At 42.9% G+C, this 17,131-nt stretch carries 20 protein-coding genes; 10 read left to right on the forward strand and 10 right to left on the reverse strand.

The annotated features are described in order from the left end of the window. Window position 1 precedes the first annotated feature (1 nt). From F993_RS05710 to F993_RS05700, 3 genes are all read left to right on the forward strand, one after another. Window positions 2-1,993, forward strand: coding sequence for a MacB family efflux pump subunit (locus tag F993_RS05710; RefSeq protein ID WP_004655871.1), 1,992 nt, complete (start codon window positions 2-4; stop codon window positions 1,991-1,993). Between the two features lie 11 nt (window positions 1,994-2,004). Further along, the gene (locus tag F993_RS05705; protein WP_004655872.1) at window positions 2,005-3,405 is read left to right on the forward strand and encodes an efflux transporter outer membrane subunit; all 1,401 of its coding nucleotides are present in this window, start codon (window positions 2,005-2,007) and stop codon (window positions 3,403-3,405) included. 344 nt (window positions 3,406-3,749) lie between these two features. Continuing rightward, the gene (locus F993_RS05700) at window positions 3,750-4,202 is read left to right on the forward strand and encodes a hypothetical protein (protein ID WP_004655874.1); all 453 of its coding nucleotides are present in this window, start codon (window positions 3,750-3,752) and stop codon (window positions 4,200-4,202) included. A 129-nt stretch (window positions 4,203-4,331) separates the two neighbouring features. On the opposite strand, the gene F993_RS05695 is transcribed toward F993_RS05700, so the two are convergent. From F993_RS05695 to orn, 3 genes are all read right to left on the reverse strand, one after another. Beyond that, complete coding sequence (locus tag F993_RS05695; protein ID WP_004655876.1) at window positions 4,332-5,135, reverse strand: enoyl-ACP reductase FabI; 804 nt, start codon at window positions 5,133-5,135, stop codon at window positions 4,332-4,334. Between the two features lie 142 nt (window positions 5,136-5,277). Next, window positions 5,278-6,012: a Bax inhibitor-1/YccA family protein gene (locus F993_RS05690; protein WP_004655878.1), complete on the reverse strand. Its 735-nt coding sequence runs from the start codon at window positions 6,010-6,012 to the stop codon at window positions 5,278-5,280. A 125-nt stretch (window positions 6,013-6,137) separates the two neighbouring features. Further along, window positions 6,138-6,698, reverse strand: coding sequence for an oligoribonuclease (gene orn / locus F993_RS05685; RefSeq protein WP_005184949.1), 561 nt, complete (start codon window positions 6,696-6,698; stop codon window positions 6,138-6,140). A 124-nt stretch (window positions 6,699-6,822) separates the two neighbouring features. On the opposite strand from orn, the gene rsgA reads away from it, so the two are divergent. The 5 genes from rsgA to F993_RS05660 all read left to right on the forward strand — a co-directional run bounded on the left by rsgA (window position 6,823) and on the right by F993_RS05660 (window position 9,731). After that, on the forward strand, window positions 6,823-7,881 hold the full coding sequence (gene rsgA, locus F993_RS05680) for a ribosome small subunit-dependent GTPase A (RefSeq protein WP_004655882.1): 1,059 nt from the start codon (window positions 6,823-6,825) through the stop codon (window positions 7,879-7,881). 94 nt (window positions 7,882-7,975) lie between these two features. After that, the gene (locus tag F993_RS05675; RefSeq protein WP_004655885.1) at window positions 7,976-8,392 is read left to right on the forward strand and encodes a rhodanese-like domain-containing protein; all 417 of its coding nucleotides are present in this window, start codon (window positions 7,976-7,978) and stop codon (window positions 8,390-8,392) included. Window positions 8,393-8,403: 11 nt separating this feature from the next. Continuing rightward, a complete protein-coding gene (grxC, locus tag F993_RS05670) occupies window positions 8,404-8,664 on the forward strand; it encodes a glutaredoxin 3 (protein ID WP_004655887.1) in 261 nt (86 codons plus the stop codon). A gap of 32 nt (window positions 8,665-8,696) precedes the next feature. Then, window positions 8,697-9,155: a protein-export chaperone SecB gene (gene secB / locus F993_RS05665; protein ID WP_004655889.1), complete on the forward strand. Its 459-nt coding sequence runs from the start codon at window positions 8,697-8,699 to the stop codon at window positions 9,153-9,155. A gap of 87 nt (window positions 9,156-9,242) precedes the next feature. Continuing rightward, window positions 9,243-9,731, forward strand: a complete 489-nt coding sequence (locus F993_RS05660) for a hypothetical protein (protein ID WP_004655891.1) — start codon at window positions 9,243-9,245, stop codon at window positions 9,729-9,731. 12 nt (window positions 9,732-9,743) lie between these two features. Here F993_RS05660 and F993_RS05655 read toward each other — a convergent pair whose 3' ends face one another. From F993_RS05655 to coaBC, 6 genes are all read right to left on the reverse strand, one after another. Beyond that, entirely contained in the window at window positions 9,744-10,352 is a 609-nt protein-coding gene (locus tag F993_RS05655; protein WP_004655893.1) for an alpha-ketoglutarate-dependent dioxygenase AlkB family protein, read from the reverse strand. Further along, window positions 10,339-10,584, reverse strand: coding sequence for an Ada metal-binding domain-containing protein (locus F993_RS05650; protein WP_004655895.1), 246 nt, complete (start codon window positions 10,582-10,584; stop codon window positions 10,339-10,341). The genes F993_RS05655 and F993_RS05650 overlap by 14 nt, the downstream gene beginning before the upstream one ends. A 4-nt stretch (window positions 10,585-10,588) precedes the next feature. Continuing rightward, complete coding sequence (locus F993_RS05645) at window positions 10,589-11,326, reverse strand: 2OG-Fe(II) oxygenase (protein ID WP_004655897.1); 738 nt, start codon at window positions 11,324-11,326, stop codon at window positions 10,589-10,591. Beyond that, a complete protein-coding gene (locus tag F993_RS05640; protein WP_004655899.1) occupies window positions 11,313-12,158 on the reverse strand; it encodes a methylated-DNA--[protein]-cysteine S-methyltransferase in 846 nt (281 codons plus the stop codon). The genes F993_RS05645 and F993_RS05640 overlap by 14 nt, the downstream gene beginning before the upstream one ends. A gap of 169 nt (window positions 12,159-12,327) precedes the next feature. Beyond that, window positions 12,328-12,705, reverse strand: a complete 378-nt coding sequence (locus F993_RS05635) for a cytochrome b562 (RefSeq protein WP_004655900.1) — start codon at window positions 12,703-12,705, stop codon at window positions 12,328-12,330. A 154-nt stretch (window positions 12,706-12,859) separates the two neighbouring features. Next, complete coding sequence (coaBC, locus tag F993_RS05630; protein WP_004655902.1) at window positions 12,860-14,116, reverse strand: bifunctional phosphopantothenoylcysteine decarboxylase/phosphopantothenate--cysteine ligase CoaBC; 1,257 nt, start codon at window positions 14,114-14,116, stop codon at window positions 12,860-12,862. A gap of 196 nt (window positions 14,117-14,312) precedes the next feature. Between coaBC and radC the strand changes: the two genes are divergently transcribed. Next, window positions 14,313-15,035 carry a RadC family protein gene (gene radC / locus F993_RS05625; RefSeq protein ID WP_004655904.1) on the forward strand — a complete coding sequence of 241 codons (723 nt, stop codon included), beginning with the start codon at window positions 14,313-14,315 and terminating at the stop codon, window positions 15,033-15,035. A 44-nt stretch (window positions 15,036-15,079) separates the two neighbouring features. Further along, a complete protein-coding gene (locus tag F993_RS05620; RefSeq protein WP_004655906.1) occupies window positions 15,080-15,991 on the forward strand; it encodes a bestrophin family protein in 912 nt (303 codons plus the stop codon). A 46-nt stretch (window positions 15,992-16,037) separates the two neighbouring features. Here F993_RS05620 and F993_RS05615 read toward each other — a convergent pair whose 3' ends face one another. Then, window positions 16,038-17,084, reverse strand: coding sequence for an aldo/keto reductase (locus F993_RS05615; protein WP_004655907.1), 1,047 nt, complete (start codon window positions 17,082-17,084; stop codon window positions 16,038-16,040). Between the last annotated feature and the right edge of the window lie 47 nt (window positions 17,085-17,131).

Here is a 17,131-nt window from a genome sequence, read left to right on the forward strand (position 1 = left end):
TATGACTCAAAATCAAACACATTCATCACAACCACTGCTTGAGGTCAGTCAGCTCACCCGTGAATTTCCTGCAGGTGAAGGCACCGTACAGATTCTCAAAGGCATTGATTTAAAAATTTATGCAGGTGAGTTGGTTGCGATTGTCGGGCAATCAGGTTCGGGTAAATCCACCTTGATGAACATCTTGGGTTGTCTTGATAAGCCCAGCGCAGGAAGTTACAAGGTCAATGGTCGAGAAACACGCCAATTAGAACCAGATGAACTGGCACAATTACGCCGTGAATATTTTGGTTTTATTTTCCAGCGCTATCATTTATTGGGTGATCTGAGTGCTTCAGGAAACGTCGAAGTCCCGGCCATTTATGCAGGTGTAGACAGTCATCTTCGCCAAGAGCGTTCTGCTGAACTATTATCTGAACTGGGGCTGGAAGAACGTTTACATCATCGCCCTAGCCAGCTATCTGGTGGTCAGCAACAACGTGTCTCGATTGCTCGTGCATTGATGAATGGCGGTGATGTGATTCTTGCCGATGAACCCACAGGTGCATTGGATAAGAATAGCGGTATTGAGGTGATGCGCATTTTGCGTGAGCTGAATGCCAAAGGCCATACGATTATTCTGGTCACTCATGATCTCAATGTTGCCAAAAATGCGACCCGTATTATTGAGATCAGTGACGGAAACATTATTTCAGATCGTGCCAACACACCTGAACATAGTGATCCAGAACTGGAGCATCAAACTCTACAGCGTAACCCGCAGAAGAAAACCTCTGCTTGGCGTTCGTTCTTTGACCGTCTTGGTGAAGCCTTCCGTATGGCATTACTCGCCATGAATGCGCACCGCATGCGTACCTTTTTGACCATGCTCGGGATTATTATCGGGATTGCATCCGTGGTCTCGGTCGTGGCGCTAGGTAATGGCTCGCAGAAGCAAATTTTAGAAAATATTAGTAGTCTGGGTACCAATACCATCACCGTCTATCAAGGTCGTGGCTTTGGTGATAACTCACGGACCTCACAAGCCAAAACACTGGTGCCTGCCGATGCCGAAGCATTGGCTGAACAGCCCTATGTGGATGGGGTCAGTCCTTCTGCCAATACCAGTTTAACCCTGCGTTATAAAGATACCGAAGCCGCGGCAACAGTGAATGGGGTCAGTTCTGATTTCTTCTATGTCCGTGGTATGACCTTTAAATCAGGACAGCCTTTCGATAAGGCAAGTGTGACTGAACGCGCCCAAGATGTGGTGATTGATACCAATACTGAAAAGACCTTCTTTGCAGATGGCACCAATCCTGTCGGTCAAGTGTTGCTATTAGGCAGTGTACCGAGTCGAATTATTGGTGTGATTGATGCCCAACAAGGCTTTATGGGAAATTCAGACAGCCTCAATGTCTATCTGCCCTACTCGACTGTCATGAGCCGTATGCTGGGTCAGTCCAATGTACGTAGCATCATCGTCCGTATTAAAGATGAATACCCAAGTAGCGCTGCTGAAAATGCGATTCTCACCTTACTGGAACAGCGTCACGGCGCACAAGATGTGTTTACCCAAAACTCTGACAGTATTCGTGAAACCATCCAGCAAACCACTGCAACCATGACCTTGCTGATTTCAGCGATTGCTGTCATCTCCTTGGTGGTGGGTGGTATTGGCGTGATGAATATTATGCTGGTTTCTGTGACTGAACGGACGCAAGAAATCGGGGTACGGATGGCGGTCGGTGCTCGACAAAGCGATATTTTGCAGCAATTCCTGATTGAGGCAATTCTGGTCTGTTTATTGGGTGGTATCTTGGGTGTACTGCTATCTTTAGGGATTGGACAGATCATCGGACACTTTGCCAAAGGCATCATTGAAATGAGTTATTCGACCACTTCAATTGTTGCAGCCTTTGTCTGCTCAAGCATGATTGGTATTGTATTTGGCTTCTTGCCAGCACGAAATGCAGCACAACTCGATCCAGTTGCTGCTTTAGCGAGAGAATAAGGAATTTGAGTATGTCTTTTCAATTCACAAAATTAGGACTTGCACTGGTACTCACTGGTTCCTTAGCTGGCTGTTCTGCTGTGGTTAAAACACCCTATAACGCACCAACCGTCCAAGTGCCACAACAGTTCCAATATGATGCACAAAAAAGTAAAAGTATCCATCTAACTGATCAATGGTGGACGCTATTTAACGATACTCAGTTGAATCAATTGGTCGATCAAGTGCTCGCTAAAAATAGTGACTTAAGTGTCGCAGGTATCACCCTGCAACAAGCTCGACTACAAGCGGGTCTCGCTGAAAACAAACAAGGGATTCGAACCAGTTCTAGTGTTTCCGCAGGTCATAATATTGATCTGCATTCTGGCGATGGCTCTGATCGTGGTTTATCGACCAGCGTTGGTGTCAGCTATGAGCTCGATTTATTTGGCAAGCTTGCCAGTCAAACCGAAGCCAGTCGTTGGGAAGCCTTAGCCACTGAACAAGATTTACAAGCGACTGCACAAAGCTTGGTTGGCACGACAGCAAAGCTGTATTGGCAGTTGGGCTATCTGAATGAACGCTATCAAACCATTCAGCAAAATTTGGCCTCAACTCAAAAAACCTATTCTTTGGTACAGTCGCAATATAAAGCAGGTGCAGTATCTGGTTTGGACCTCACCCAAGCTGAACAATCGGTACAAAGCCAAAAAGCCAGTCTCAGTCAGATTGAACAGCAGCGTGTTGAAGCACGTACTGCCCTTGCAGTGCTGTTGCATGAACCTGTACAACAACTGAATATTCAAGAACCTGCACAGTTACCTCGCAATGCTTTACCGAATATCGCGGTCGGACTCCCTGCTGATATTTTATCGCGTCGCCCAGACCTACAAGCATCTGAGTTACGCTTGCGCAAGACTTTAGCCAATAAGGATGCAACTAAAGCCAGCTATTATCCTTCGATTAATTTGACTGGGAATGTTGGCTCTTCCAGCACGTCTTTAACGCAACTGTTAAAGAATCCTGCTTTAACTTTGGGTGCGAGCCTTAGCCTGCCTTTCCTTCAATATAATGATATGAAGAAAGACATTGCGATCAGTGATCTTGAGTATGAAAAAGCCATTACTCAATACCGTCAAACGCTATACCAAGCTTTTGCCGATGTCGAAAATGCCTTATCCAATCGCACTCAGCTAAATCAGCAAGTACAGTTACAGCAACGTAATGTTGAGCTGGCAGATAAAACTGAACGTTTAACCGAAGTGCGTTATCGCAATGGAGCGATTGCGTTAAAGAACTTATTGGATGCGCAGGAAACCACACGTAATGCACGACTCAGCTTGGTAGAAACCAAGCAGAATCAATACAATGCCTATGTGACATTAATGCAAGCCATGGGTGGAAGTCCTGTAAAAGAACTACCGAAACAATAGCCCTAGCACTATTGTTCTGAGCTGTTATTCTTTCACCAGATCTGGATTATTCTGGATCTGGTGAATACGTTTGATAAAGTTTTTCCCTTGATTCATTACAATTAGCCGAAGATTTTGCCGTCTATCTACATGAGCTATTTAAAAAACGAAAATATGATCAAGACTACAGAATTGCATTACTTGTTGAGACTACCTCTAGCGGTAAAAACGTATCTCGCTGGAAAGAAATTGACTCTAAAAAGGTAAGAGAAGTACTTTCCTCATAAATACATAGCAAGATAAAATATTTAAATGAAATTTGACACGCGTAGCATTCACTCAAAAATGAGATAAGAGAAAATCCTATGGCGGCATGGCAATTTAAAGTCTGCTTAATACCCAAAAGTTGGTTCGATACCAATGGGAAAGAATTAGCGAGCTTTTATAATCCAGAAGGTCATTATGATGTTTCTTTTACTTGGAAAAATTCAACAAAAAATGATGTAAAAGAAGAAATTATAAAATATTACCCATTATCTGAATCATGGCATGAAGACTTGTTAAGTTTTGGTTGTGAAAAAGGAACTGATGTTCAAGTATGGTATGAGAAAGGAAAGTTAGAAGATATTCAGTTCCGAATAGATATCCGTGGTAATTTTATTCTAGATATTGAACAAATCATCGCTATTGCACAAAAGCTTTCTTGTGTATTTTTTATACCTGAGCAAAAGTGCGTAGTTGAACCAGATGTATTTGAAGTGATCCGTCATCTAAAGAAATCAAATGCGTATTTATTCGCTAAAGATCCTGAACAATGATTTAACAGTATAGAAAAACATAATAAGTGAGTTCAAAAGATGGCTTATATTTTTTAGACTTTCATCATAGTGTTAAAAAAACAAAGCCGCTATAAAAGCGGCTTTATCAAATCATTTAGATCAATCTAATTATTCATCATCCATCATGCTTTGACTCATACCAACCGTATTAAAGCCACCATCAACATACATGATTTCGCCTGTAATACCTGAAGCCCACGGCGAACAAAGGAATAATGCTGCATTGCCCACTTCTTCAATGGTCACATTACGTTTTAGCGGTGCAATTTTTTCATTGGCATCTAACATTTTACGGAAAGACTTGATGCCTGATGCGGCTAAAGTACGGATTGGGCCCGCAGAAATTGCATTCACGCGAATACCATCTACGCCTAAGCTTGATGCTAAATAACGAACACCCGCTTCTAACGATGCTTTCGCCATACCCATCACGTTATAGTTCGGCATCACACGCTCAGAACCTTGATAAGTCAAAGTCAATAAACAACCTTGGCGCGCTTGCAATAATGGTTTAGCCGCACGAGCCATCGCAATAAAGCTATAAGCACTAATGTCATGTGCAATTTTAAAACCATCACGGTCGGTCACGTCAGTAAAGTCACCATCAAGCGTATGTGCAGGTGCAAAACCGATTGAATGTACCACACCGTCTAAACCATCCCAGTGTTTTGCCAATTCAACAAAAGCATTGTCAATTTCTGCGTCAACAGCAACATCACAAGGAAAAACCAGTGTTGAACCAAACTGTGCTGCAAAATCATCGACACGTTTTTTCAGCTTTTCATTTGGATAAGTAAACGCAAGCTCAGCACCTTCACGGTGTAACGCAGAAGCAATACCGAAAGCAATCGATAATTTACTTGCAATACCGGCAATCAAAAAACGTTTACCAGCTAAAAGTCCTTGTGACATCTTATTCTCACTCGAAAAATTTTCACCACATCATGCCAATATTCCGTCGCTTGCGGAATTGCATAATCCATCTTTTTTACAATCTTGCATAAAAAAATCGCCTTCAAGAGAAGACGATTTGTATTTTTACTTAAATCAGAACTTAATCGTCACCGCGAAGCAGACTCAATAAACGCAAGAATGAATAATACATCCACACCAATGTTGCCAATAAGGCAATGGCACAGATCCATTCAAATGCTTTTGGTGCGCGTTGTGCAGCCGCATTTTCAATCAAGTCAAAGTCCAAGATCAGGTTTAATGATGCAATGACCGCAACAAAGGCAGCAAAGCCAATACCTAACCAGTTGCTTTCAAAGATATAAGGAATGCTCGAACCAAATGCTAAACGTAAAATGATTTGCACCACAAATACCAAGGCAATGGCAATCGAAGCTGAAATCACAACTGCTTTAAACTTTTCAGTGGCACGAATGATCTGAAATTTATATAAAGCAAACAGCACCAAGGTGGTCACGAAAGTCGCAAGCAATGCTTGTAAAGGAACACCCGGATACTTCAACTGGAAAATAAACGACACCCCACCTAAAAACGCCCCTTCAAATAAGGCATAAGGAATCGCTAAAGCCGGTGCAGTATTAGATTTAAATGTGGTGATCAAGGCAAGGATTAAACCACCCACTGCACCGATAATCGTAGCAGCATAGGCAATCGACAGATTGGCTGTCATCGCACAGTAGAAAAATAAGGCCATGCCTAAAATAGCAGCAATCACCGTTAACAGGACTGATTTTTGAATCGCGCCCTGAATAGTCATTGGCTCAGCCAAATCTTGATAAGTTTCTACCCGTGTTAAAATGGGGTTAGTACTTTGCATGTACGCTCTCTTTTTTATAGTTTGCAATTAAACACCGAGTTTAAGCGATTTTTTGAGCAAGCCCAAATTTTTTCACGCATTAAAAAAGGAGCCTCAGCTCCTTTTATGTATTCCCCAATAATCGATTACTTATCGTTATTCATGATAAAAAAGTATTCACGATAGTATTTCAATTCTGCAATCGAATCACGGATATCATCCATCGCCAAGTGGGATGCATTTTTCTTTAAACCACTCATAATTTCAGGTCTCCAGCGTTTTGCTAACTCTTTCACCGAAGACACATCTAAATTACGGTAATGGAAAAACTGTTCCAATTCAGGCATCAAACGATGCAAGAAACGGCGATCTTGGCAAATCGAGTTCCCACACATTGGTGATGATTTTGGACTCACCCATTTCTTTAAGAACTCAAGGGTTTGCTGTTCGGCATCTTGAGCCTTTAACTTACTGCGGCGTACTCGCTCAATCAGACCCGACTGGCCATGTTGCTTGGTATTCCACTCATCCATTGCATTTAGAATCAAATCAGATTGATGTACCGCTAAAACAGGTCCTTCAGCCAAGATATTCAAATGGTCATCTGTAATAATTGTTGCAATTTCAATAATCTTGTCGTTATCGGTATCAAGACCTGTCATTTCCAGATCGATCCAAATTAATCGTGTATCAGGGGTGCTACTCATGGATGGCGATTCTAAAGTGCTTAAAAACATCAATAGTAGCAAATTAATTACATCTTGGCTGTAATTCTATAGTGGCTTCGTGCTATTTTTGCGGTCTTCAAAGTGTGGATTTTTTGGGATATGAATGGCTTTAATTCGTAAGCGTCGTTTAACCGAACAACAGCAACGTCGTATTGAGAAACAGCATAAATCACGTCAAGACGACATTGATACATCGCAAGATCTGGATGGACTGGTTGTTCAGCATTATGGTCGTCAACTCGAAGTACAAGCTTTATCTGTGCCTGAACAGCACCCAGAAAAACCACAAGTGGCTGAAGGTGAACCAGAACCGTTCTGGAAACCGATTGAACTCGACAGCATTTGGCGTTGTCACACCCGTACCAACCTAGAACTTTTGGTGACTGGCGATCGGGTTAAATGGCAAGCTGATCCGATTACAGGTTTAGGCATTATCACCGCGATTTATCCAAGACAATCGTTGTTGACTCGCCCCGACCGTTATCACAAAGTGAAACCCGTCGCAGCCAATATCAGTTTGATTGTGATTGTATTTGCACCTTTACCAGAACCCGCACCAACATTGATTGACCGCTATCTGGTGGCCTGTGCCGATGCCAATATTCCAGCCTTGTTGGTGTTGAATAAATCTGACTTGCTTACTGAAAATGATCCGATTCTGACATTATTGAGTGAATATGAATCTTTGGGCTATGAAACCTTAATTTGTCATTCGCAGGGTGACTTATCGGCCCTGTCTGCGCGTTTGGACAATGAAACGGTGGCTTTCGTGGGACAATCCGGTGTCGGCAAAAGCTCACTGATCAATACCATCGTTCCCGATGCTGCCCAGAAAACCAATATCATTTCTGAGAACTCGGCACTGGGTCAGCACACCACCACGTCCACTCGTTTGATTAAATTTGGAACAAACGGTGCATTGATTGATTCCCCAGGAATCCGTGAATTTGGACTATGGCATCTCAGTTTAGAAAAGGTACGCACGGGTTTTCCTGAGATTGAAGCGCATTTAGGACTGTGCCAGTTCCGCAACTGCACCCATACCCATGAGAAAAATTGTGCGCTGAAACAAGCGGTTGATGCAGGCGAGATTTTGCCACGCCGTTTAGACAGCTATTTACGTTTACTGGATGAAATTCAAGAAGCGCAGCAAAAAAGTTAATTTTCTTCGCTGCTTGCCCTTGAACTAAAGATTTTGATCACCATTGAGATAAGTTATACTCAGGGTCAATTTTGATTTTAACTTTAGGTGACTTGTGGAACGCTGGTTAGAGTTTATGGGGAATCACCCCTTCTTATTTGGTACGCTCGGCGTGTTAATCGTGTTGTTCTTTATTTTAGAAGGGCAACGCAATGGTCGTAAAATTTCACCACAATCTCTAGGTATTTTGGTCAAGGCAAAAAATGCCATCTTGATCGACTTACGTGATGGAAAAGATTTCCGTGATGGTCACATCAGCGGTAGCCGTAACATTCCATACAGCCAGATTACAAGTCATGTCGATGAATTAAAAGCAAGTGATCGTCCCTTGGTCTTCATTTGTAACTTAGGTCAGGTTGCAGGCTCAGCATTGCAAAAAGTTGGTCATGCCGACAGCTACCGTTTAGACGGTGGTATTAGCAATTGGAAAGCTCAAGGCTTACCTTTAGTGAAAAGCAAAACCAAAGCTTAAGGAGAGATAAAATGACTACTGAAAATGTCACCATTTATTCAACACTTTCTTGCCCATATTGCGTACGCGCAAAACAATTACTTGAGCGCAAGGGTGTTGCTTATAAAGAAATTAATCTTTCCAATGAAGCACCAGAAGTTCGTCTTGAGTTAATGCAACGTACCAATCACCGTACTGTGCCGCAAATTTTTATCAAAGACCAATTCATTGGCGGTTTTGATCAACTTTATGCTTTAGAGCGTGAAGGCAAACTCGACCAATTATTAGCTTAACAACATCTAAATCCAAGATTTAAGGAAAAACAATGAGCGAAGAACAAGTTCAACCACAACTCGCGTTAGAACGTATCTATACCAAAGACATTTCTTTTGAAGTTCCAGGTGCACAAGTCTTTACCAAGCAATGGCAACCTGAACTGAACATCAATTTATCTTCTGCTGCAGAAAAAATTGATCCAACTCATTATGAAGTGTCTTTAAAAGTTGTGGTTCAAGCAAACAATGAAAATGAAACTGCGTTCATCGTTGATGTAACTCAATCAGGGATTTTCTTGGTTGATGGTGTAGAAGAAGATCGCCTTCCATACATCTTAGGTGCTTACTGCCCAAATATCCTGTTCCCATTCTTACGTGAAGCAGTGAATGATTTGGTAACGAAAGGTAGCTTCCCGCAATTGCTGCTTACACCGATCAACTTTGATGCTGAATTCGAAGCAAACATGCAACGCCTCCAAGCGGATGCAGATGCGCAAGGTCAAGCATAAGCTTTCATCGCGAAGCAAAAAAGCCACAGCAATTGCTGTGGCTTTTTTATCATAATAAAAAAGATCCGAATAAAACGAGAATAAACCATGACCACAACACTTTATTCGCTATGCCAACAGGTCTTTCCTGAACTGACACAGGTGCCTTATCCTGCCCATGCACACGATTTTCATCAATTTATCCATTGGGTCAATACCTTACATTCCAACATTCAATATGTTGAGTTAAAAGAATATTATGACAATGACACCGACAAGTGTTATCAACTACAACAAGCCCAAGTCGATATTGAACAACTGAATAATCGTATTGAAGCTGAAGTCGAGCAATTATTTGCTGAATATGCAGAGAGCGCCCCAGAACAGCAGAATGAAATTGATTTTGCTGAACATATCTATGCCATTTTATTTGACAATATCTATGCGGTTGCAGAACAACATGGTCTGGCCTTACTGCTGATCTCGAATGAAAATCCTTATTGGATGCTGGTTCCCGATCAAACTGAACAGATTAATCACCTGATTGAAGCATTTAATGCAACTTTTTCTGATGTTGAACTTTATCACTATGTCTAATCTGAAATAGGCTTATTCCACAATAGTTCTAAAGGTCAGATTCACCCGCGGCGTACTGACTTTTTTAGTCGGCGGTAGGCGATGCAACCAATAGGTCTGCGTGGTGCCTTTCATCACCAATAAGCTGCCATGTTCTAAATAAAGTTCGACTTTTTCTTTGCTCTGCTTATGTTTAAATGCGAACTTACGCTCGGCACCAAAACTAAATGAGGCAATCGCGCCATCTTTTTTTAAATCCGTTTCACCATCACTATGCCACGCCATCCCCTCTTCACCACTATGGTAAAGATTGAGCAAACAAGAGTTGAATGTCTCACCGCTTAACTCTTCGGCCAGCTGTTTTAACTCCAGTAACTCCTTGGTCCACGGCAAGGCATATTTATTCATATTGGAATAGGTATATTCAAAGCGCCGATCCCCATACCACGCCACTTTACGTTTAGTCGTCAATAACTTTCCAAAGATCAGTGCCTGATCATTTTCCCATGCAATGGTCTGCATCAGTTGATCAAAATAATGATCTGCCGCCGTGGTCTGCACCACTTTGCCGTAGTACTGTACCGTACCGTCATAAGGCAAATGATTCTGCTTTGGATCAGCTTCAATATCAAATAGTTGCATCTTTCCACTTCTTATAGGCTTGCTGCATACAATGTCCACATGGTCGGAAACCCTGTGCAATTGCTTCTTGCTCATCGACAAAAAATACCCGATTGTTTTTCAGCATGCGCTTCCCTGAGGCACAGGTCAATCTGCCATAAATCTTAAGCTGTGCATTGCCTGCAAATACAATCTGTTGCTGTTTCAGTTTCTGATGTAACTCGGTCTGTGTTAATTCACAATGTCTCCACATCAGATTAACTCAGCGCATCATGGAAAATAATCCCAAGGCTATAACGTTCACCTCGATGAATGGGGCTAACCCCATGCTTCATATTGACCCGATAATAACCCTGACTACCTTTTTCAGGTTTAAAGTGGGTGGTAAAAATCAACAGATCACCTTGCTGTGGTTGCACCACCATGGCCTTAGATTGCGCTCTGGGCGTTTGTTGGGTAAAAACCAATTCTCCGCCACTAAAATCCACATTCGGCTGACTCAATACAATCACCAATTGTATCGGGAAATACACCTCACCATATAAGTCCTGATGCAGCGTATTAAAGCCGCCTTGTCCATATTTCAAAATCAGTGGTGTTGCCAGCATTTGCCCCTGTTGATGGCACTGCTGTAGAAATTCTGGATGGGTGGACGGAAATGAATGTTCTAACTTCAACACCCGAAACCATGCATTGGCAATCGCTACCAAATAGGGATAGATCTCATGCCGTATTCGCTCAATCAGATTCGGCAATGGGTAGGTAAAATATTTATATTCACCGAGACCAAAACGATAACGCTGCATCTCTACGGTTTTACGATACAGTTCGGTTTGCGGATATGCCTGTTGCAGCGTTTCACACTGCTCGGTCGATAAAACCTGCTCAATCAGGGCAAAACCCTGTTGGTGCATTTGCTCAGTGATGGCCTCCCAATCCGCAGCTTGAATCTTATCAATCACGGTTTGGATTTGTGTCAATTCAGATGGCTGCATGGGTTTGTACACCCTCCCAACCGATCAATGCTGTTTTACGCAATGCTCCCCACTCATAACCACCGAAAGCACCTGTGGATTGAATTACCCGATGACAGGGAATCAGAAATGCCACAGGATTGCTACCAATGGCGGTGCCGACCGCTCGTGCAGCTTTGGGATGCTGAATAGCTTTTGCCAACTCACCATAGGTAGAGAGCTGTCCCATCGGAATCTTGAGCAAGCTTTGCCACACTTTAAGCTGAAACTCGGTGCCTTTTAAATGCAGTTTAATCTCTGCCAATTGTAGTTGGTCCTTTTGAAACAAGGCTAAAGCACTTTGCTGAAATGCATCAATCTGTTCAATAAATTCAGCTTGAGGAAATTGCGCTGTTAACTGCATCAGAGCATCAATCCGATTGTCCACAAAACTGAGTGCACAAATACCTTTATGTGTGGATGCAATCAGTACTTCGCCAAACAAGGTCTCTGCGAACTGATAGTGAATTGTCAGGCTCTGCCCACCATGTTTGTATTCGGCCGGGGTCATCCCTTCAATCTGAATAAACAGATCATGCAATCGACTGGTACTGGACAGACCTGTGGCAAAGGTTGCATCAAAAATACTGCCCTGCTCTTGCTTTAAAATCTTCTTGGCATGTTCAACACTAATATATTGCAAAAACTTTTTCGGACTGGTACCGACCCATTCAGTAAATAAACGCTGAAAATGTGCAGGACTTAAATGAATATGTGCAGCGACTTCATCCAGTTGCGGCTGTTGCTGAAAGTTCTGTTGAATATAGTCAATCGCTTGAGCAATACGCTCATAATTACGTTGTTGTGAGGACATATCATCACCTCTCATCATTCATGTTTTCACTGTAGCAACTTTGCCATTCCATGAAAATCTGAATCATGCTCAGTCTTAACTTTGTCTTTCTAGCGTCTCAAATCCCGATGAAAAAAGCCGTACTTCTTGGAAGTACGGCTCTATCATGTCGATGAGCGACCTTTATCGCTTAATGGGTGTAATATTTATGCCCTTGGTCACGTAATTCAGCAATCTTCTTACCTTGCTTCTTAGCATCATCCAGCTTACCGGCTTGAACCAGCAATTTGGCTTTATCAATTTCTACAATAATTTGATCAAATAAAGCGGTAGATGCTGGCACTTTTTCAGTGGTATTCGGCGCCAATTTATACTGTTTTGAATGGGTCGCGGCAGTACGCATATTATCCAAAGCTGCTGTTGCGGCCTGTGGCGTTGCAGCTTGGTTAAACGCTTTATAATTTTTGCCCAGCGTCTTCATGTCATCTTCTAAACCCGCAGCCATTGCCGTATGGCTAAATGCAAAAGCGGATAACATCACAACGGTGGCTAAAGTTTTTTTAATCATTCGGATATCCTATCAAAAACTGTGGCTATGTTTAATTTCTCGACGCAAAACACTGTGCTTTGACTTAAAAACAACAATGGCAATTGCTGATTTAGCATACATAAAAAATGCAACGGAATCGTTGCATTTTGATAAAAAAAGATCGTGTTCAGGTTTATAGACGACGGCGTAAAGCATCGGCAATCGACTCGACCAACTGCTGCGAAATCTCTTGCTTTGATGCCTTCTCCAACTCACGCTTTTTCATGTGATAAGACTGGGCAAAAAATACAGTCATGGCATTTTCATCTGAGGCAAAGCCGATATCTGGACGTGACACATCATTGCAGGCAATCATGTCGAGTTTTTTCGCCACTAACTTACCAGCAGCGTATTCTTCAACATTTTGTGTTTCAGCAGCAAAGCCAACCATGAATGGACGTTGTTCCTGCTGTGCAATGGTCGCTACGATATCTGGATTTTTGACCAAAGCCACCGCAAGCTCATCACCGGCTTTCTTAATCTTATGCTCAGCCACTTGTGCCACACGATAATCCGCCACTGCTGCCGTTGCAATAAAGATGTCACAACCGTCTTTGAGTTGGTTCATGCTGACATCAAGCATCTGCATTGCAGAACTGACATTAATACGTTGCACACCATTCGGCGTATCCAAGCTAACAGGGCCAGCCACCAAGGTGACTTTTGCCCCTGCTGCATAACACGCCGCTGCCAGAGCAAAGCCCATTTTTCCAGTGCTGTGGTTTGAGATATAACGTACAGGATCAATCGCTTCACGCGTTGGCCCAGCAGTAATGGTGACGCGCTTGCCTGCTAATAAACCAAACTTTTCGGCCAAGGCACGTTGTGCTTTATGGAAATAGGCTGCAACTTGGCGAGCCAAATCTTCGGGCTCAGGCATACGGCCTAGACCCACATCTCCACAGGCTTGTTCACCCGCATCTGGCATGATCACATGAACACCATCTTCGACCAACGTTTGCAGATTGCGCTGTGTGGCTTTTGCTGCCCACATTTGCTGATTCATGGCCGGTGCAACCCATACAGGTGCTTTGGTTGCCAGATATAAAGTACTGAGCAGATCATCCGCCAAGCCATTGGCAAATTTTGCAATGCTGTCACAGCTGGCAGGTGCCACTAGAACCAAATCGGCCCAACGTGCCAATTCAATATGTCCCATGCCTGCTTCGGCTTCAGGATCAAGCAATTCGGTATGCACAGGATTGCCTGAAAGTGCTTGAAAAGTAAGTGGGGTAATAAATGCTTGTGCGCCATGGGTCATGACCACTCGGACATCAAAACCGAAATCTTTTAAACGGCGCACCAAGATGGCACTTTTATAGGCAGCAATACCACCTGTAACCGCTAAAATAATGTTTTTATGGGGAATAACACTTAGATCGAAGCTCACAAACAGGATACCTTACTGTTGCAGTGGCGCTCACAATAGCATTAAATAAGTGGATACCCAAGTAGCACCCTCAACATTTCAGCACTGACGATGATCGAAAATCGTGTTGACATGATGCAATATAAAAGGAAAAGGCGCGTAATTATTTTTGCCCGTTAAAAAAATAATCACAATAAAATCAAAAGGAAATTAACAATTGAACCAATCTATTAAAACTTGGCCTGAACAAGAGCGCCCAAGAGAACGACTTTTGTCGCAAGGACCGCAAAGCTTATCCGATGCGGAACTGTTGGCGATTTTTCTGCGTTCAGGCTCAAAACAGCACTCTGCGGTGGAATTGGCGCGTATTTTGATTCAACATTTTGGCGGACTTAATTTGATATTTGATGCCAATTTTGAAGATTTATCACAATTTAATGGCATAGCCTCCACCAAATATGCACAGCTGATGGCCGTGAAGGAACTTGGGCGGCGTTATCTGAATAATCATTTCCAGCAACAACGGCTTTGTCTGGATACGTCAACCCTAGTGCTCGACTATTTACGTTATGAACTGCAAGGTGAAAAACAGGAGGTTTTTGCGGTACTGTGTTTAGATGCCGAACTCAGAAAATTGCATTTTAAAAAGCTATTCTTCGGTTCCCATCATTCCTGCGCTGTTTCACTGAATCAAACCCTACGCTATGCCCTGCAGCAACAAGCCTGTCAAATCGTGGTGGCACACAATCATCCCTATGGCACTGCCCAACCATCAACTGAAGATATTTATCTGACCCAACAACTCAAACAAGCCTGCAAACTGCTGGAAATTCACCTGATCGATCATTTTATTATTTCAACTGAAGGCTATTTTTCATTTTCTGAACAACAACTACTCAACCCTATTAAAACCAAGCAATCTCGCCTTGACAAAGCTTAAATCAAACAGGAATATCAAGACATAAAATTAATGATTCAAATAACATGATTGTCCGTGACCAGCCGAGTATTTTTAAAGTTTTATTCTCATGGCGAGGGACAATTTTACCCAAAATTTTGCCCTCTCTCGGTTTCGTGATGCTGATCTCTGCCATCATTGGTGGGGTCGAGTATGTCAATCTATATCGTTTCCCGGAAATTCCATTAGTCGGCTTCACGTTGATTGGTGTGGTGCTGTCCATTTTCTTGGGATTTAAGAATACCGCTTGTTATGACCGCTGGTGGGAAGCACGTAAACTCTGGGGCGTGTTGATTGCCACGGCGCGCCATTTTGACCGTGATTGCCGCGTGCTGACTCAGGCACGTCGTGAACGTATCATTCAAAACGTGATTGTGTTTGCCAATGTGCTACGTGATCGTCTGCGTCATCAAACCGCCAATCCAACCGAGTTGACTGAAACCAGTGGTCTGAGCCAACAAGCACTGACCCAACTTTATCAACAACATAATGCGCCACAGTACACCTTGAGTCTAATTCAATGGGAACTGTTACAGGCCATGAAAGAAGGTGAAATCTCGGATATTATTTATACCCAGATGAACCGCCATGTGGCCGCATTAAGTGAAATGCAAACGGGTTGTGATCGGATTGCCAACACCCCAATTCCATTCGCCTATTCGGTTTTACTGAACCGTACCGTGTATTTCTTCTGCTTTATGCTGCCATTCAGTCTTGGCTCGTTATTGGGCTTGGTGACACCGCTATTGGTCGGTATTTTGGCCTATACCTTTTTAGGTCTGGATGCTTTAAGTACTGAAATAGAAGAGCCTTTCGGTACACAAAGCAATGACTTACCGCTGGATGCGATGGTCCGTTCGATTGAAATTGAATTACTTGGAACTTTAGGTCGACCAACCCCACCGCCGATTCAGGCGCATGACCATAACTTACTCTAATTGCAATGCCCTCCAATGAGGGCATTTTTATGCGACTTAACATCAGTTAAATAAATTGGGACGGGACGATGGATTTAAAACGCTCAGTAAACTGTCCATTCCAATAGGGATAATAAGGATAGGGCGGATAGACCGCACTGACCTGATTTAAACGTTCAATCTGTTCAATCGACAACTGAATATCTTTGGCAACAAGGTTATCTTGCAGTTGAGTTTGATTACGTGCGCCAATCAATACACTGGACACCGTTGGGCGCTGTAATAACCAGTTTAAGGCAATTTGCGGAATCGTATCGCCAGTTTCAACTGCAATCTGTTTGAGCACATCAATCACAGCATAGAGATGCGCTTCATTCACTGGTGGCGCAAATTGCGCGGTATCATGTAAGCGGCTTTGTGCTGGAATCGGATTCTCTCGATCAAATTTACCTGTCAATCTGCCCCAACCCAAAGGACTCCACACTACTGCGCCAATGTGCTGGTCATCATTTAAGGGCATCAGTTCCCATTCATAATCGCGGCCGATCAATGAATAATAAACCTGATTGACCACAAACTTTTCATAGCCATATTGTTCAGCAATCGCTTGGGCTTTCATCAATTGCCAGCCTGCAAAATTAGACGCGCCGATGTAACGTACTTTGCCACTACGCACTAACTCATCTAAAGTTTTCATTAACTGAGGCAATGCAGTAAAACTATCAAACTGATGTAACTGCAACACATCGATATAATCCGTTCCCAAGCGAGTTAAGGACTGTTCAACTGCGGACAATAAATAATGTCGGCTAAATCCTGCATCATTTAGATGCTCTGAACTACGAATTCCGACTTTAGTGGAAATAATATTGTGTTGACGTTCAGATGCCAAAGCCTTGCCCAACATCCGTTCAGACTCCCCATCAGAATACACATCGGCCGTATCAAAGTAATTAATACCGGCATCCAGACAAGCCCCGATCATTTGATTGGCTTCTGTTTGACTGGCTTGTCCCCAAGCAGAGAAGATTTGCCCCTGCCCACCTAAGGTTCCTGCGCCAAATCCCAGTTCTGAAACGTTTAAACCTGAGTTTCCTAAGAAATGATATTTCATGATCTGTCTCTTCAACCTGTGATTGCTTAAGTACAAAAATAGCGCTA

Source organism: Acinetobacter proteolyticus (genome assembly GCF_000367945.1).
Classification (GTDB): domain Bacteria; phylum Pseudomonadota; class Gammaproteobacteria; order Pseudomonadales; family Moraxellaceae; genus Acinetobacter; species Acinetobacter proteolyticus.

What these genes read in the sequence shown, in the direction of transcription:
- F993_RS05705 (WP_004655872.1), top strand. Translation starts at nt 2,005, where the DNA reads ATGTCTTTTCAATTCACAAAATTAGGACTTGCACTGGTACTCACTGGT.
- grxC (WP_004655887.1), top strand. Translation starts at nt 8,404, where the DNA reads ATGACTACTGAAAATGTCACCATTTATTCAACACTTTCTTGCCCATAT.
- F993_RS05645 (WP_004655897.1), bottom strand. Translation starts at nt 11,326, where the DNA reads ATGCAGCCATCTGAATTGACACAAATCCAAACCGTGATTGATAAGATT.
- F993_RS05695 (WP_004655876.1), bottom strand. Translation starts at nt 5,135, where the DNA reads ATGTCACAAGGACTTTTAGCTGGTAAACGTTTTTTGATTGCCGGTATT.
- F993_RS05615 (WP_004655907.1), bottom strand. Translation starts at nt 17,084, where the DNA reads ATGAAATATCATTTCTTAGGAAACTCAGGTTTAAACGTTTCAGAACTG.
- F993_RS05650 (WP_004655895.1), bottom strand. Translation starts at nt 10,584, where the DNA reads ATGTGGAGACATTGTGAATTAACACAGACCGAGTTACATCAGAAACTG.
- F993_RS05710 (WP_004655871.1), top strand. Translation starts at nt 2, where the DNA reads ATGACTCAAAATCAAACACATTCATCACAACCACTGCTTGAGGTCAGT.
- F993_RS05700 (WP_004655874.1), top strand. Translation starts at nt 3,750, where the DNA reads ATGGCGGCATGGCAATTTAAAGTCTGCTTAATACCCAAAAGTTGGTTC.
- rsgA (WP_004655882.1), top strand. Translation starts at nt 6,823, where the DNA reads ATGGCTTTAATTCGTAAGCGTCGTTTAACCGAACAACAGCAACGTCGT.
- F993_RS05690 (WP_004655878.1), bottom strand. Translation starts at nt 6,012, where the DNA reads ATGCAAAGTACTAACCCCATTTTAACACGGGTAGAAACTTATCAAGAT.
- secB (WP_004655889.1), top strand. Translation starts at nt 8,697, where the DNA reads ATGAGCGAAGAACAAGTTCAACCACAACTCGCGTTAGAACGTATCTAT.
- F993_RS05635 (WP_004655900.1), bottom strand. Translation starts at nt 12,705, where the DNA reads ATGATTAAAAAAACTTTAGCCACCGTTGTGATGTTATCCGCTTTTGCA.
- F993_RS05640 (WP_004655899.1), bottom strand. Translation starts at nt 12,158, where the DNA reads ATGTCCTCACAACAACGTAATTATGAGCGTATTGCTCAAGCGATTGAC.
- F993_RS05660 (WP_004655891.1), top strand. Translation starts at nt 9,243, where the DNA reads ATGACCACAACACTTTATTCGCTATGCCAACAGGTCTTTCCTGAACTG.
- F993_RS05655 (WP_004655893.1), bottom strand. Translation starts at nt 10,352, where the DNA reads ATGCAACTATTTGATATTGAAGCTGATCCAAAGCAGAATCATTTGCCT.
- F993_RS05620 (WP_004655906.1), top strand. Translation starts at nt 15,080, where the DNA reads ATGATTGTCCGTGACCAGCCGAGTATTTTTAAAGTTTTATTCTCATGG.
- orn (WP_005184949.1), bottom strand. Translation starts at nt 6,698, where the DNA reads ATGAGTAGCACCCCTGATACACGATTAATTTGGATCGATCTGGAAATG.